We start from the raw sequence: 15,298 nt of genomic DNA, 5'->3' as shown, positions 1-15,298 counted from the left end.
AGGCAATCGTCACGGCGGATACGACGCTTCTCGCCTCGATGGCCGAGACGGGCGGGACGGCGATTCGACTCAAGCCAGCAACGAGTGACGACCTCGAACGGCTTCCGACGTACCAGCGACCTGAGCAAGACATCGAAATCTCGATTCGAGACAACCCGTTCGTCAGAGAGTCGTTCGTGACCGCGACGGGGTCGAACTCGGGGGACTATATCGGCGGTACCACTGTCGAAATCGTCGTCGACGGCGAGAACGTGGCTACGTCGAACGTCCGGTTCCCACCCCACACGACCGACCAACAGGACACACTCTCGTACGCTATCGACACGCCCGGAACCTACGAAGTCACCGTTCGAACAGCCAACGGACAGACGCTCACTTCCGAGACGGTAACGGTGAAACCTCCGGAAACCGTTGCGAAACTCTCCGACCCGACGGGTGACGACGACGGTCCGGGAGCCTACACGTACCCGACAAACGGGGCGTTCAAAGAGGGAGCATTCGACCTGCAGTCGGTCACCGTCGAACAGACACCGGGCAGGTATCAGGTAACCTTCGAAGTGGAGAACTTGTACAACGCCTTCGGGAGCGGTCGAGGGTTCTCGCCACAACTGTTCCTCCTGTGGGTTCGTGACCCGAACAAAGACGGCGGAACCGACAGGAGTCTCGACGACCTCGGTGCAACCGTCTCGTTCGAAGATTCGTGGCACTACCGCCTCGAAGTAAGTGGGTTCACGAAGAGCGCCGTCGATGCGACTGGAGCAGCCCTCAGCGACGAATCGGGGAACGCCATCACACTTCAGGAAACTGTCGACCGCGAGTCGAATACGGTCACGCTCACGTTCGACCGAGCGGCCTTCGACGGCGTCGACGCGGGAACACTGGAAGTCGTCGCTGCGGTGCAGTCCGAAGACCGGGGGTCGCTTCGTCCGGTCAAAGAAGAACGTGGAGCGTACGTCTTCGGTGGTGCGAAGTCGGGCGCAGTCGACGACGCACCGCTCATTGCAGACCTTATCGTACCGGACGGGAATTCGCAAGCAACGGTGCTTGACTACGCCGACGGGGACCCAGCAACACTTCCGTACGTCGCACTGGAGTAAGTCGTCGGATGGTAGAAGCCGTCCAGAAAAGAGCCGTTACGAAGTCGAGTCGAGAACGGTGACACCGGTTATCTCGAACCGTGCGCCACCCGATTGACTCTCCGTAACGCCGATTTCCCATCCGTGGTTGTGGACGACAGTTTGGACGATAGAGAGTCCGAAGCCGGTTCCCTCGGGCGAAGTAGAGTATCCCGTGCTGAAAATTTGGTTCCAATCATCGGCCGGAATACCGTGGCCGTCGTCTTCGACGTAGAACCCATCGGCGAGACTACCGACAGATACAGTCACACCGTCACCCCCGTGTTCGATGGCGTTTCGAATGAGGTTCTCCAGAAGTTGTTTGACCTGTGATTCGTCGGCGCGGACGACGTGGTTGGTGTCGACTGCCAGTGTTGCCTCCCCTGTCTCGACAGTCCCCCAACACCGAGTCACAACATCTGCGAGAACGATTCGACCCGGGTCTCTGACTGCTGTTCCCTCTCGTGCCAACATCAGCAGGTCGTTGATGAGTTCGAACGTCCGGTCGAGAGCCTCGGCGGCTTTCTGCAAATCTTCGTCGTTGTCGTGTCGTTCCAGTGCAAGTTCGAGTCGCCCCTGGATGACGTTGAGCGGGTTTCTGAGGTCGTGGGAGACGACGCTCGCGAACTCTTCGAGACGCTCGTTTTGCCGACCGATGAGACGTTCGTACTCCTTGTCATCTGTCACGTCGCGGTAGACCCAGAGGTTTGCTGGACCTTCCGGGAGTGTGTAGGGAACGTAACTTTGCTCGAAGACCCGGCCGTCGGTCAGTTTGAACTCCTCGCGGTCAATCTGCTCTCGGTGTTCGAGAGTCTCGTCGATAGCCGAAACGAACGCTTCCGAATCAACAAAGAGGTAGGCAACACTCTCTGCGAGGCGTTCGCAGTTCATACCCACGAGCTCAGATGGAGAGCGTTCGAGTCCGAACATCTCGACGAGTCGCTCGTTCGTTGCGAGAATATTTCGTGACGCATCCTCGACGAGGATGCCTTCCGGCAGATGTTGGACAACAGTCCGAACAATGTGCGTCGAGTCGTGTGTGTCGGTCATGCGGGGGCCGGCGAGTCAGTCGCTCGTACCGAATGGAGTCTCACCCCACATATAATTAATCAGTGTTCATCAGAAGGAGGAGAAAACGTACAGGACGTGTTAGACGGTCTGTTTCACGTATCGCCGTTCCCAGCGGCGGCGGTTCCTGATTGCTTTTTCGCCTTTCTCCGTGAGTACGTATTCGTTGGTTCGTCCGTTTTTACTCCCTTTGTCGACGAGACCCTGTTCAACGAGTTCATCGAGGTTGGAGTAGACGCGCCCCGCGAGCAGATTACGCCCCTGTGTCTCCCTCAGTTCCGATTTAATCGCTTGTCCTGACGAACCGCTCATTCCACTGATAACGAAGAGCAAATCGCGCTGAATCGCAGTCAGTTCGTGAACATCCATGAGAGAGCGCCACGGGTGCGACGTACATGAACCATCGAGATAGTTGCTCCTCTAAAAAGGTCCTAGAGGGGGACAACGATTCTCTCGCTCAATTGTAACAACTGGAACCGAGGTGAAAACCGTTCTAGTAACCAGATAATAATCCGGGAAGCCGCCTATGTTCGAATTGGGTCGACGGACGCTGCTCCCCACCGGCGGTTGTCGACCTATCCGCGAACTATCGCAGAACCCGGCTCCTGTCACGGGCTGCGACTGGGGTGGCCTCACTCTTTCTTTTTCTGCCACCACTGTAAGATGTCAGACACATACACAACGAAACCATACACGAACTGGCGATTGACCACAGACGTGAAAGAACCAAGGCGGCTGCATTAGCCTCTATATTAGCAGTAGAGACATCGAATAAACTTACAGCAACAGTATTTCGACACGACAAATACACAAAATTAATATTTTGGCATAAGTCCGACCAAATAATTTAATTTGTCGTCTGTAACCGAGACTTCCTTCCCTCACACACAATCACACAGACAAATCGTAGTTATTCACACAAAAATATATGAAGGCTGTCCATATGAAGTCCAGATATCACAAGAATACAGAACATCTGTTTGTCTGAACTGAAATGGCAACCCAACTCACTCGCCGTGACTTTTCGACTGCGACGGGAGGACTCGCGTTGTTCGGTACAATTGGTGTACAACGGGTCTCGGCGGGATTCACAGCAGGCCTCGTCGGAACCGCCCCGTACCTCAGTGAACGTCTCTATCCAACAATGGGGACGGACGACGAGAACCCGACGCTCGTCGTCTACGTGAATTTCCTCTCCGAGGACTCGCAGTACTTCGTTCAGCACAACCTCGAGGACATCGTTCGCGAGTACGTCCTTCCGGGCGAACTCAATGTCGAACTTCGCTTCCTCTCGTACCGCCCGGACGCTATCGACGACTACCTCGTCAGCGACGACGAAGGAGAAGCCCGCGCGTCCCGCGCCGCCCACGGGGTCTGGGACGTCGAACCGGAGAACTTCTGGGAGTTCTTCGAATTCATGTTCTCGAACGTCACGACGAAATCCTACACGCACACCCAGTTGGAGTCCCATATGGGCCGCAGCGGAGTCCGAAACACGACAAAGATAGCCAACCGAGCATACCGCGGCCGATACAACAGCCTCGTTCGTTCTGCGACCGAAGAGGCAATCCGGTACGGCGTCCCCACCGTCCCTCGGGTTCGCCTCCTTCGTGACCACAAGCGCGGGAACTACACCGACATCCTCGGGTGGACGCAACGACGTCTCGATAGAGTCAACAGCGGAAGCGTACAGACGCACTCGCTGCTTCCGGGGACAAAATACGAGACGCCAGTCCACGTTATCGACTCGGGAAAACCCGGACCCGTGGCCTTTGTCGTTGGTGGGATGCACGGTGAAGACCGGGAGCGGAACACGCCCCAACCAAGGGGACCGCTTTTCCGTACAACGGGCGGGACCCCCCGGCCCCCCCCCGGGGCGAACCAGCCAGCTACGGATAGCAAGGCACGGTACACTATCGACGGCGATCTGAACCGCCAGTTCCCCACCGGAGAAGACCCGACGAGCACGCTCGCGCGGGCCATCTGGAACGAACTCGTCTCACACGACCCGGACGTCGTCGTCGACCTCCACAGTTCGAGCGGTATCTACAAGTACGACGGGAAGGTCGGACAAGCAATATTCCCCACCCGTGCCACACCAGAAAACGCGAGAGACGCCTGTAACGCCGTCAACGAGCAGTACATCGACCGCTCGGAGTACCCGCCGTACTACGACTTCAACCGCGGGAACTCACTAGACGGCTCGCGGCCCCTACTCATCCACAAAGTGTACGGCGACCTGCACCTGCCCGGATACATCGTCGAAACGACGCGTAAGGACACTCACTTCGAAGACAGGGTGATGTGGGAAGTCGCCGCCGCACGCGACCTGCTCTGGCAACACGGTATGCTCTTCGGGTGAGTTACTTCGACGAGTCCCAAACACCCGACACAGATACCTTAATCGACCGTTGTAGAGGCCGCACTCAGCTGTATTCTGGCTTATCTCGCGCATAATAACGCCCATCGTTCGACTACGTCAGGTATGCAGGCTATCGTACTCGCGGCAGGGAGAGGAACTCGAATGAAACCGCTGTCGAACGACGTGCCCAAACCCATGCTCTCGGTCGCGGGCCGACCTATCGCGGCACACACCGCTCGTGCGGCGGTCGAAGCCGGAGTCGACGAACTCATATTCGTCGTCGGCCACGGACAACAGACAGTTCGAGAGTACTTCGGGTCCACGTACCACGGCGTTCCGGTCACCTACGTGGTTCAGGACGAACAACAGGGAACTGCAGATGCCGTTCACGCCGCGAGAGAATTCATCGACGGCCCGTTTGCCGTCTTCTACGGCGACAACCTCTATGACACCCCGAGTATCGCCTCGCTATTTGAAGTTGCTCCGAGTGTTGCCTCAGTTTGTGTCTCGAACCCGTCGAATTACGGCGTCCTGAACGTCTCCGACGGCAGCGTCACTGGAATCGTCGAGAAACCAGACAGACCGCAGAACAACCTCGTAAACGCCGGTGCGTATGTTTTCCCCGAAGAAGCCCGCGACATGCTCGACGTACCACCAAGCGAGCGTGGTGAACGCGAACTGACCGACGTTCTCGAACAGGTCATCTCGGAACACGACGTTTCACCTGTCGGACTCGACCGATGGGTCGATGTTGGACGCCCGTGGGAGCTACTGGAAGCCAACGAGTGGAAACTCAGGACAATCGAGCGTCGAATCGACGGCGACGTGAGCGACGATGCGACCATCCAAGGCGATGTTGTCATCGAGGAAGGCGCGACTGTTCGCTGCGGGAGCGTCGTCGAAGGCCCCGCGTACATCGCCGCAGGCGCGTCAGTCGGTCCGAACGCCTACATCCGCGGGTGCAGTTTCGTCGGGCCTGGCGTTCGCGTCGGCCACGCCGTCGAGATTAAAAATAGCGTTCTCCTCGAAGGCACAAACGTCGGCCATCTCTCGTATCTCGGCGATAGCGTCGTCGGGCGGCACGTCAACTTCGGTGCGGGGACCAACGTTGCCAACTTACGGCACGGCAGTGAAGCAATCACCGTCCCAGTCAACGGAGAGCCTGTTTCGACCGGTCGCAAGAAGTTAGGTGCTATCGTCGGTGACAACGTCAAGACGGGGATTAACACTGGACTCAACGCCGGCGTGAAACTATCCGAAGGCACGCAGACGAGACCCGGCGAGACTGTGGCGCGAGGCCGTTAAAACAGACGTTCAGGCGTCTCGTTCGAACGCTACTGAGAACGAGGTCGACAATCTATCCACGAACGCACCAACGATCATCAAAATCTATCCACGAACGCACCAACGAGTCACGAAACGCAGAACAGCGAACAACTGAGAGAACCCCGACCAAATCAGGAGTCCGTGAGCAGTCGCTCTGGGGGGCACAACACGTCGTTCGGTGTGAGGACGTTGTTGTCCACGGCGGCGTTCATCCACGTGGTGATGTCGTTGATGCGGAGTTTGACCCTGACCGGTAGTTTGTGGATACACGGATATCCGGGGAAGAGTTTGTGGTCGAGTTCGTTTTCCGCGTACTGCGCCTGCAGGTCGGGCCATGGTGCGCTGAATGGCTCGATGAGCGGGAGTTTCCGTCGCAGGAATTTCTCTATCTGGTTCTTTCGGTGCGAGTGATACGGCCGGTCAGGTGGGCGATGCCTGAAGATGTTCGGGTCGAGTTTCCGAATCGCCTGCTTCATCGTCTTCGTGTTCCGCTTTTCCGGCGGCGTCTTCAGGTGCCAGTCGATGAGTTCCGCGTCGGCCGCGACGAACGACTCGATGTAGTTATCGGACAGTTCGAAATGGAACGGGAGCGTCGGCTGGTTCTGGATACCGATGAGCGAGATGCTGTTGTAGACGTTATCGTAGCGGTCGGACCACTTATCGAGTTGCTCTTGGATGACATCGTCGATAAACCCCAGACTCGTGTCGAACTCGTCGTAACACTCGGGGAAGACGTGGTCGCACGCCGGATGATAGACGAATTTCGACGACAGAACTTCCGTGACGTTCGGGTCGGACTCGAGACCCTTCAACGGGAACTTGTTCCCGAAGAGGTTGACCACGTTCCGCGGGAGGAAGTGACCGCGGAGGAACGTATCGAAGAACAAGCCGTGGAAGATGGTGTCGACATCGATCTTGTCGTCACACCCTGCATGGTGGATGTGAATCGACTCGCGTGTCCCGAGAGTGTACTCGATGGTCTCTTCATCGACATTGAGATAGTTCTCATCCACGATGAGCGTCTCGTGGTCAGCGCCGTACTGGTTCGCGATGGAACGGGCGGCTTTTACCTCCGGGTGTTTAGGCGCACCGAGCGTGTAACACACGTCAATATCCGGATGCTGTGCGACGATGGCCCGGGAGTCGTAGCCGCCACTCAGGAGCAATCCATGTCGGCCGGGATAGATTGTTCGGCGCTTGATGGCACGTTCCAGCCGTGATGCAAGTTCGTCGACGTAGTCGAACTCATCCGGGTCGGCAGGGTCGTAAACGAAGCGCGAAAGCGTTCCAGCTCCGGAAGCGGTGATGTACCCATCGAACGGGATACACTTGAGGCGGGTGAAAACCGTCCGTTCGTCGACGACGACGCCCATATGAACGTATTCGAGTAGCCCACGGGTGTCGACTTCCGTGCTGGGAATGGCCGACAGAACACGCTGAGGGTTCGTCCCGAACACCCGACCGTCGGGTGTGTCGGCGTAGAAGCACTGCCACGTGCGTGCCGGGTCGGTTGCGATGATAGCATCGTCGTCGTATTCGACGAAGGCGAGGAACGACCCGTTGAGCTCAGAGAACGCTTCGCGGCCGACCACCTCGTATCTATCCAGCGTGTACTCGGCCAACGGAGTCGAGACGCCGTCCGGCGGGAGAATCTCCCCCCAGAGGACACAGCTGCCTCGTTCGTCACTGTACGTCGACGACCGACCCGGGAACCCGAGCGCCGGGTCACGAATCGCGACGGTGGCGCACTCGCCGTCTACAACCCAGTCGAAACTCGACCGGGACACGAGACTGTCGAACATGCCGTCATCATCAAGGACGCCAAACAGTTCTTTGTTCATCGTCAGGAGATGCGATTCGATAGGGGATTCATTCGACAGTGACACTCTTTGCGAGGTTGCGGGGCTTGTCGATGGCCCTCCCCAACTCGGTTGCGCAGTAGTACGAGAGGAGTTGTAACTGGACGTTTGCGAGGAGGTTCGAGCAGACCGGATGCATATCGGGGATCGAGAGGTGGTCGTCCGCGGTGTCGACGATGCTGTGGTCCGACGTCGAAACGGCGATAATCGGTGCTCCACGCGTCTGTGCCTCCTTGGCGTTCGTCACCGTTTTCGAACTATCGTCCGCACAGACGGCGAAGACCGGCGTACGGTCGGTGACGAGTGCCAACGGACCGTGTTTGAGTTCGCCGGACGCGAACCCCTCGGCATGCTCGTAGGTGATTTCCTTGAACTTGAGCGCACCTTCCTTTGCGACTGAACACCCGAGTCCGCGTCCGATGAAGAAGTACGCGTTCTCGTCGAGGTACTTCTCGGCCAGACGAGTAGCGTTGCTCGACTGGAGCACCCTCTCGACGGCATCAGGAAGGTCGGTCAAATCCGAGAGGAGTGCTTCGATGTTATTGACTCGAGATGCGTACTGGTTGACGCGGGCGAGATGCTGGCTGAGGAGCGTGAGCATCGCGGCCTGCGAGGAAAACGTCTTCGTTGCCGCCACGCCGATTTCGGGACCTGCGCGGATGTACAGCGGTTCGTCTGCTTCGCGGGCGACGGTCGATTGGACGACGTTCGTCACCGCGAGCGTGTCGAGGCCGACATCGTTCGCACGGCGGAGTGCGCTGAGGGTGTCCGCGGTTTCACCGCTCTGGGTGACCGCGACGAAAAGCGTGTTGTTCGAGGGAGTACCCGCGGTCAAATCGTACTCACTGGCGCGAATCGCACGCGCCGAAAGCCCACAGCGGTTCAACAGACACGCTGCGAAGAGCGCAGCATGATACGAAGTCCCACATCCGACGAGGTGGACGGTTTCGACCTCCGAGAGGTCGCTTTCGATGTCGAGGTCGGTCGAACCCGAATCGAGATCGACTCGCCCCTCAATCGTCTTCCGGAGTGACGTCGGTTGGGTGTGTATTTCTTTGAGCATGAAATGGTCGTACTGGCCTTTGCCCGTCTCGTCGGGTTGCCAATCGACCTGTTCGACTTCGCGCTGTACCGACTGGTCGTTGTCGTCGACGATGTTGACGCCATCCGCTCGGACCTCGATTGTGTCTCCGTCCTCGAGATAGACGACGTTGTCAGTGTGGTCGAGGAACGCCGGAACGTCGCTTGCCAGAAAGTACGTGTTCGCTTCGACGCCGAGCACGAGCGGCGACCCCTGACGGGCCGCGTAGATGGAGTCGTTTTCGTCGACGACGACGGCAATCGCGTAACTACCCTCGAGTTCGTTTACCGTGTGCTGGAAGGCTGCAAGCGGTTCGTTCCCGCGTTCGAGGTAGTAATCGACGAGGTTCGGGATGACCTCGGTGTCGGTGTCGCTCGTGAACTCGTATCCATCGTCGATGAGTTTCGCCTTGAGCGCCTCGTAGTTCTCGATGATACCGTTGTGAACGGCCGCAACCCGGTCCGTTTGGTCCGTGTGCGGGTGCGCGTTCTCGTCGGTCGGCGGGCCGTGTGTACTCCATCGAGTGTGTCCGATGCCGATTCGCGTCTCGGATTCCACGTTGGCGATGGTCTCTTTGAGGTCTGAGACCTGCCCCGAGCATTTCCACACGTCGAGTCCCGTCCCGTTTTTGACGGCGATACCGGCGGAGTCGTAGCCGCGGTACTCGAGTTTTTCAAGGCCGGTTACGAGCGGGTCGAGAGCTTGCCCGTCACCGACGTGCGCGATAATACCGCACATATTAGCGCCACCTCCGAGCGCGTCTCGTTCGACGTCCACTCACGCTCCACGAGCGGGGCGCTGTGCGCGATGCGGCGCAGTCTGTTTCTTTCGAGCGTTGAATCTGGCGTATCATGGTTTGTGAGGGGAACGGTAGACGGCTGGCCGCCCCCTACGAACCACATACAGTGAAACCCCCATTACTATAAACGAGCTAAGTAGTCATCGGGCGGCTAGAACTGGTAAAGCCGTCCTCTCGTCGGTCGATTCCGCGGTGTACAGAACACCCGAACCACCGTCTCCCTGGCCGTGTCTCACCTCCAAGCAACGGATAAAGCCAGCTTACCGGGCCGATAATACTGTCATCCAGCACGAGTTGTTTGGGAAATGAGGGTGGTAGCTACGTTCCGGAAAGAACCGGCGTTGGTTCCGCGCCGGGAAGCGTACAAATCGTAACGTGGCCGTTCGAGTAGACGTAGTTCGTCGTTGGCGGACAGACCGCCGTCTTCGGCGGGTTGTAATTCTGTACTGTCCCAGTCGCATTGTTCATGAAGTACGAGGCGTGTTCGGACTGGTACGTCCGATACACCATGATTCCTTGCGAAATCGGTCTCCCTCGTTTCATCGGTAACGCTTCCGCGGGATAGGCTTCTGTCCGCTCCCAGACTGTCCCGTACGGCAGGTCCGTGTAGAGTTTCGCTCCTTTTCTAGTCGGACGAGCAGCACCGAACGTTTCGACTGCGGCGAGTTCTGGGTCCGTGTACGAGAGCCGTTCGTGCTGGTTCGGAAACACCGGGCTGTCCATCGCGCCGTCGTTCGACATAATCATCACGTTCGGGTAGAGCAACACGAACAAGAGTAAGACGACGCCGATAACCTTGAGCGAAGTTCGGTCTGCAAGGTGTCGGAACCCGACGACCCCGATGATAGCGAGAAGAGCGTACAGGAATCCGATCCATCGACCCGGAACGAAGTTCTCGATACCGAAAAGCGGGAGTCCGAGTACGACGAACATCATCGCAATAATCGACCCGACGAAACAGTAGGTCGTCTGGGTTGCCCGCGACCGTCTGAGGACGGTGAGACACCCGATGACACCGGCGAAGATGAGCAAGAGGAACCCAGCTTCGGTGACGTAGGTAGACACCTGAGAGAGGAAGGTTGGACCGGTCGACTGCGCCGTTCCGGAGGCACCGGTCGAGCCGCCGCTGCCGCTGACACCGCTCAGGAAGCCAGCGTTGAACAAATTCACGTAGAAGTAACTGAGCACGGTTTCGAGGAAGGTATCCCCCTTGTACGGCGTCAGCGACCACGTAAACACGATGAGACCGATATTGAACCCCACGAGACCGGCGAGGTTCACCGGAGTAGAACCGCCGCCCGTAAGCGAAAGCGGGTCCGGTTCTTCGGTGAAGAAATCGAACTGAAGCAACACCTGTGCGACGAACCCGAAACAAAGCAACACCAGCATGATGAACGACGAGACCTGATGGGTCAGGATGACCGTCGTACTAAACAGCACCAGAAGCCCGAAGTCACGCCACCTGTCGCTCGCGTGCATAACCCGGACGAGACTGTACATGCACGCAAGGAAAAACAGGAGACCCATGCTCGTCGGAATGAGGTGGATACCCCACCGGACGACCTGGTCTCCCATCGCGTAGAGCGCGGCGGCCGCAAGCGCCCACCGAAGCGGAACGAGCAATCGAGCTGTCCCATAGACGAAAAGCGAGACGAGCGGCATCACGATACCGAGCGAGAGGTACAGCGCGTTCCGAAGCGACAGACTCAGCAAGTGCGTCGACGACGACGCAAGCAGGTGAAACAGCGGCGATGCGTAGTACTTGTTGTCGTTGATAGCCGACAGCGAGTCGGCCTGTAGTATCATCTCGACGAACGTCGTGTGCGACCAGACGTCGATACCGACGTATCCCGTTGTCGTGTAAAGCGCGGCAAAACGCACGACGAACGAGTAAATCACGACCTGTGTGAGAAACACCCCAGAGCGCAATTCTTCGTCCGGTGAGAGCAGTATTTGTCCGAGAAGTAAGACGCCGACGACGCCGCCGATGTCCATGAAGAGGACGCTTCGTTCACCCTGCAACACCGCGAGCGTGACCATCGCCGCAAGTCCGAAGAAGATGCCAACAGACAGAAGTCTGGTGACTGATGGCGTCAGCGTCGGAAGGCCGTCTGTCGTTTCCGTGCCCCGGGACGCGGCAAGGTAGAGAATACAGCCGGCCCCGAGAATCGGTGGAAGCGTCACGATGAAAATCTGTGACGAGAAGAATCGGATGGGGAACAACCCGAGAGCGAGCACAAGGCCAACGACCGCTGCGAGTACGTCGAGTTCTGTTTGTTGCAACCGTTCGCGTATCGATGAGATGAGGTTCATATGTTGAGACGTGCGTAACGCTGGAGTCGTTCGAGATGGACCACAGACACCGTTAGATAGTTCTTAGTTCTTTATCTGGACCGTAGAACACTTCCTGCCAATCGCGGGCGACGCGCGTACCCCAATCGATATCGACTGGAGGAAGTTCACGTCCGAGCGCATACTGCACGCCGAGCGCAGGCATGTTCGCGCCAGCGCCGACACACGCGGCAATCGACTCGGACAGACACGGGTCAACGGTGAGGAGTTTCGGGACTCCACTGGCAGTGTACTTAAATTGGAAAGCGACGTTGTACTCCAACTCCAAGAATGAACAGATTTCGCGGGTCCGCTCGATGAGTTCCGGGCGTTCTTCGACCGTGCTTGTAAACGAGTGGCCGTCACACGATTCGTTGTGGGAGCGAGAGACGACAACTGGAGTGTCTGCTGTACGAGAGAGAGCATCCACGGTGAACTCTTCACCGGGAAGGTACTCCATGACGACGAGATTCGGGAATTCGTCGATTTCCATGAGGATGGGAAGGACGTTATCCAACGTAGTCACGGTGCTGTTCGGTTTATGATTCGTCAGAATTCCCGACCGGTCTATCTTCGAATCGAGAATGTGAAAACCACGCATCTCGTTGGCGATAGAGGGCTTGAAACAGACACGTTGGTGAGGGTAGCCGAGTGCGTGAACTGCGTCGATAAACTCTTCTGGAGTAGTAACGCGATAAAATTCGGGCACAGAGGGGTGAACCTGTTTGGCGAGTCGGTCGTAGAGTTCCCCGGTGTCGCTTGTAATCGACACGGCACGCGGGTCCGAAACCATCACTTCGATGCCGTCGTTTTCGAAGGCTGATTTCGCTTCAGCAAGCAACCGAAGTTCCGCGGCCATGAGGGGAAGAATCACATCAACGTCTTCCCTCCGGGCGATTCCTCGTACGTCGGAGATGTAATCGCCGCCGTTAACGGGGGAGACAGTAGCCGCTGTGTCGACGAAACTGAATCCGCACGCATCAGGGTCCGTATCTACGCCGACGACGCGAGCGTCGAACGCCTCGGTCTGACGGAGGGCTTTGACGATCCCCGACGTGCCGAGTCGACCGGCACCGGCCACCATCACGGTCACATCACCGTCACGGCTCGAAGATTGAACTGTATCCAGCAGTGTCATAGTGATAGTTCAAGAACTACACGGTCCTTATTATATACTTGGTAAATGATGTGTGCCCGCGCGATTCGACAGAACACGGGTTCCCACGCGCCCAGCATATCGACCAGTTTGGTTCGAGGCGGGAGAGAAGAGGGGTACTTACCCCCGGACCGAGCATGGGACGGACACTCGACCAATGGGTCAGACACTCAGGCCACCACCTGAGAGACGACGTGAAATTCGCGGCTTACGTTCCGGCCTCGAGAACCCGCTGGACGATAATGTCCGTCGCGTCCACTTTTTGATTGAGGAGCGCCCGGCGTCGTTCGTCCCAATCGATGTCGGACAACCGGAGAATGTCGACCGCTCGCTTCACGGCGTGCTTGTTTCGGTTCTCGCCGTGGTACCCATACAGCAGGTCGAACGACGCGAGGTCACGCATCAGTCCGGGGGCCGCACTGTGGACGTACACGGTCGGTGTCCCGAGGACCGCGCTCTCCGAGGCCATCGTTCCACTCTCGCCGACGAAGAGGTCGGCGTACGCGAGCACGTGGTGGATGAGATGGGGGTCGATATCGATATCGTACCCGTCGAGTTCCGGAGGGAGCGCGTCGTCCTCCGCCGACACGAGAACCGTCGCACCCGCGTCTTCGAGACGGCCGACCAGTTCAGTCAGTCTGTCGAGACCGGCATCCCCAACGTCGTGTGCGGCACCCCAACTGACGAGTCGGAGGACGGCGTAGGTGTCGTCGGCATCGACCGGCAGGTCGTCGAGGGTGGACGGGTCGGGGTCGAATCGGTCGGGATGGAGGTACGCAAGCTCGTGATAGCTTGGATAACGGTAGTGGTTCGGGCCAGCGTCGTCGTGGTAACAGCCGGGTGTTGCAACCTCGTCGGCGAAGGGGAACGTAAGCGCATTCGAAAGCGTCGCGTGTTCCGTGTCGGTGAACACGACGCATTTCGCGCCGACGAGTTGTGCGACGTGTGACGCCTCGAAGCCGCCGATTGCGGCCATCACGTCCGGCTGGATTTCCTTCGCTTCGCGGTAGAGCCGATACTCGATTGCGAGTGTCGACAGCGCGACGCGGGGGAGCGACCCGCCGCGAGAGCCCAGAACCTCGTACTCGATTCCGTACTCATCGAGCAACGCAAGCGCCACGTCCTTGTCGAGCGCGCGGACGTGCACCTCGTGGCCACGCGCCTCGAACTCGTCGATAGCGTGTTTGAAGAAGTGGACGTGTGCGGGGTGCTGAATCGTGATGAGGATATCCATCGGTGAACAGGGATGGGAAAGCGGTGGTCTCACAACTGCGCGTAGTGGAAGCCGTGGGCGGCGGCCTCGTCGGCGTCGAACACGTCCGCCACGTCGACCATGACCGGGTCGGAGCCGAGACCCGCCGCCATCGCTTCGAGGTCGTACGCGGCGAACTCGTCGTGGGCGGTTGCGACGACGACGCCGTCGTAGGCCTCGAAATCGACCGTTTTAGTCACGTCGATTCCGAAGACCTCGCGCGATGCATCGGGGTCGGCGTGCGGGTCGTACCCCACGCAGTCGATGTCGAACTCGTCGAGTTTCTCGATCATCGTTCCGACCTCGGAACTCCGGATGTCGCCGACGCCGGGTTTGTAGGCGAGACCGAGAACCAACAAGCGGGTGTCCTGAAGGACGCGCCCGGAGTCGTTGATGGTCTTGACCGTCTTCCGGGCGGCGTGGACGGGAACGTACTCGTTAATCTCGCGCGCCTGAAGGACGAGTTTCGGCGAGAAGCCCTCGCGTTTGGACCGGTAGGTGAGGTAGAACGGGTCGACCGGGATGCAGTGGCCGCCGACGAATCCCGGCGAGTAGCCGTCGTGGAAGTTCCACTTCGTCCCCGCGGCTTCGAGGACATCCTCGGTCGTCAGGCCCATGTGGTCACAGGCGATAGCCAGTTCGTTGACGAGCGCGATGTTCATGTCGCGCTGGACGTTTTCGATGACCTTCGACGCCTCCGCCGTCTCGATATCGGGTGCTCTGTGAATACCCGCATCGACGATACTCCCGTAGAGTTCGGCGAGTTCGTCGCGGACGCGCTCGTCGTTCGCGCCGACGACTTTGACCACGTCGCGGACGCCGCGACCGGTGTCGCCGGGCGAGGCGCGCTCGGGCGAGTAGCCGACGAAGATGTCTTCGCCGACAGTGTAGCCTGATTCGGATTCGAGCGCGGGCACGAGAACCGATTCGGTCGCACCCGGGTAGACCG

11 protein-coding genes are annotated in these 15,298 nt (G+C 58.5%); 3 read left to right on the top strand and 8 right to left on the bottom strand.

Going from position 1 to position 15,298, the window contains the following annotated elements; all coding sequences use genetic code 11:
• The coding region (locus QT222_RS17255) for a glucodextranase DOMON-like domain-containing protein (protein WP_491477883.1) at positions 1-1,097 on the top strand (1,097 nt) is incomplete at its 5' end.
• 36 nt (positions 1,098-1,133) lie between these two features.
• On the opposite strand, the gene QT222_RS17250 is transcribed toward QT222_RS17255, so the two are convergent.
• Entirely contained in the window at positions 1,134-2,165 is a 1,032-nt protein-coding gene (locus QT222_RS17250; protein ID WP_004060999.1) for a PAS domain-containing sensor histidine kinase, read from the bottom strand.
• A 99-nt stretch (positions 2,166-2,264) separates the two neighbouring features.
• A complete protein-coding gene (locus tag QT222_RS17245; RefSeq protein WP_004060998.1) occupies positions 2,265-2,552 on the bottom strand; it encodes a helix-turn-helix transcriptional regulator in 288 nt (95 codons plus the stop codon).
• Positions 2,553-3,177: 625 nt separating this feature from the next.
• Here QT222_RS17245 and QT222_RS17240 point away from each other — a divergent pair.
• Together QT222_RS17240 and glmU are read left to right on the top strand one after the other, a co-directional pair.
• Positions 3,178-4,545: a thioredoxin gene (locus QT222_RS17240; RefSeq protein WP_491477882.1), complete on the top strand. Its 1,368-nt coding sequence runs from the start codon at positions 3,178-3,180 to the stop codon at positions 4,543-4,545.
• A gap of 123 nt (positions 4,546-4,668) precedes the next feature.
• On the top strand, positions 4,669-5,850 hold the full coding sequence (glmU, locus tag QT222_RS17235) for a bifunctional sugar-1-phosphate nucleotidylyltransferase/acetyltransferase (protein ID WP_004060996.1): 1,182 nt from the start codon (positions 4,669-4,671) through the stop codon (positions 5,848-5,850).
• A 152-nt stretch (positions 5,851-6,002) separates the two neighbouring features.
• Here glmU and QT222_RS17230 read toward each other — a convergent pair whose 3' ends face one another.
• The 6 genes from QT222_RS17230 to QT222_RS17205 form a co-directional block, all read right to left on the bottom strand.
• Positions 6,003-7,712, bottom strand: a complete 1,710-nt coding sequence (locus QT222_RS17230; RefSeq protein WP_014732763.1) for an asparagine synthase-related protein — start codon at positions 7,710-7,712, stop codon at positions 6,003-6,005.
• Positions 7,713-7,740: 28 nt separating this feature from the next.
• Positions 7,741-9,549, bottom strand: a complete 1,809-nt coding sequence (glmS, locus tag QT222_RS17225; protein WP_491477884.1) for a glutamine--fructose-6-phosphate transaminase (isomerizing) — start codon at positions 9,547-9,549, stop codon at positions 7,741-7,743.
• A 379-nt stretch (positions 9,550-9,928) separates the two neighbouring features.
• The gene (locus QT222_RS17220; RefSeq protein WP_491477881.1) at positions 9,929-11,923 is read right to left on the bottom strand and encodes a hypothetical protein; all 1,995 of its coding nucleotides are present in this window, start codon (positions 11,921-11,923) and stop codon (positions 9,929-9,931) included.
• Between the two features lie 52 nt (positions 11,924-11,975).
• Positions 11,976-13,079, bottom strand: a complete 1,104-nt coding sequence (locus QT222_RS17215; protein WP_491477880.1) for an ATP-grasp domain-containing protein — start codon at positions 13,077-13,079, stop codon at positions 11,976-11,978.
• A gap of 226 nt (positions 13,080-13,305) precedes the next feature.
• Entirely contained in the window at positions 13,306-14,331 is a 1,026-nt protein-coding gene (locus tag QT222_RS17210; protein WP_004060990.1) for a DUF354 domain-containing protein, read from the bottom strand.
• Positions 14,332-14,360: 29 nt separating this feature from the next.
• Positions 14,361-15,298 (bottom strand): nucleotide sugar dehydrogenase (locus QT222_RS17205; protein ID WP_491477879.1); only part of this gene is annotated, 938 nt, incomplete at its 5' end.

The organism is Haloferax sp. s1, assembly GCF_058382125.1.
Note: the sequence above shows the minus strand (reverse complement) of the source record. Positions and strands in the feature narration are given on the sequence as shown.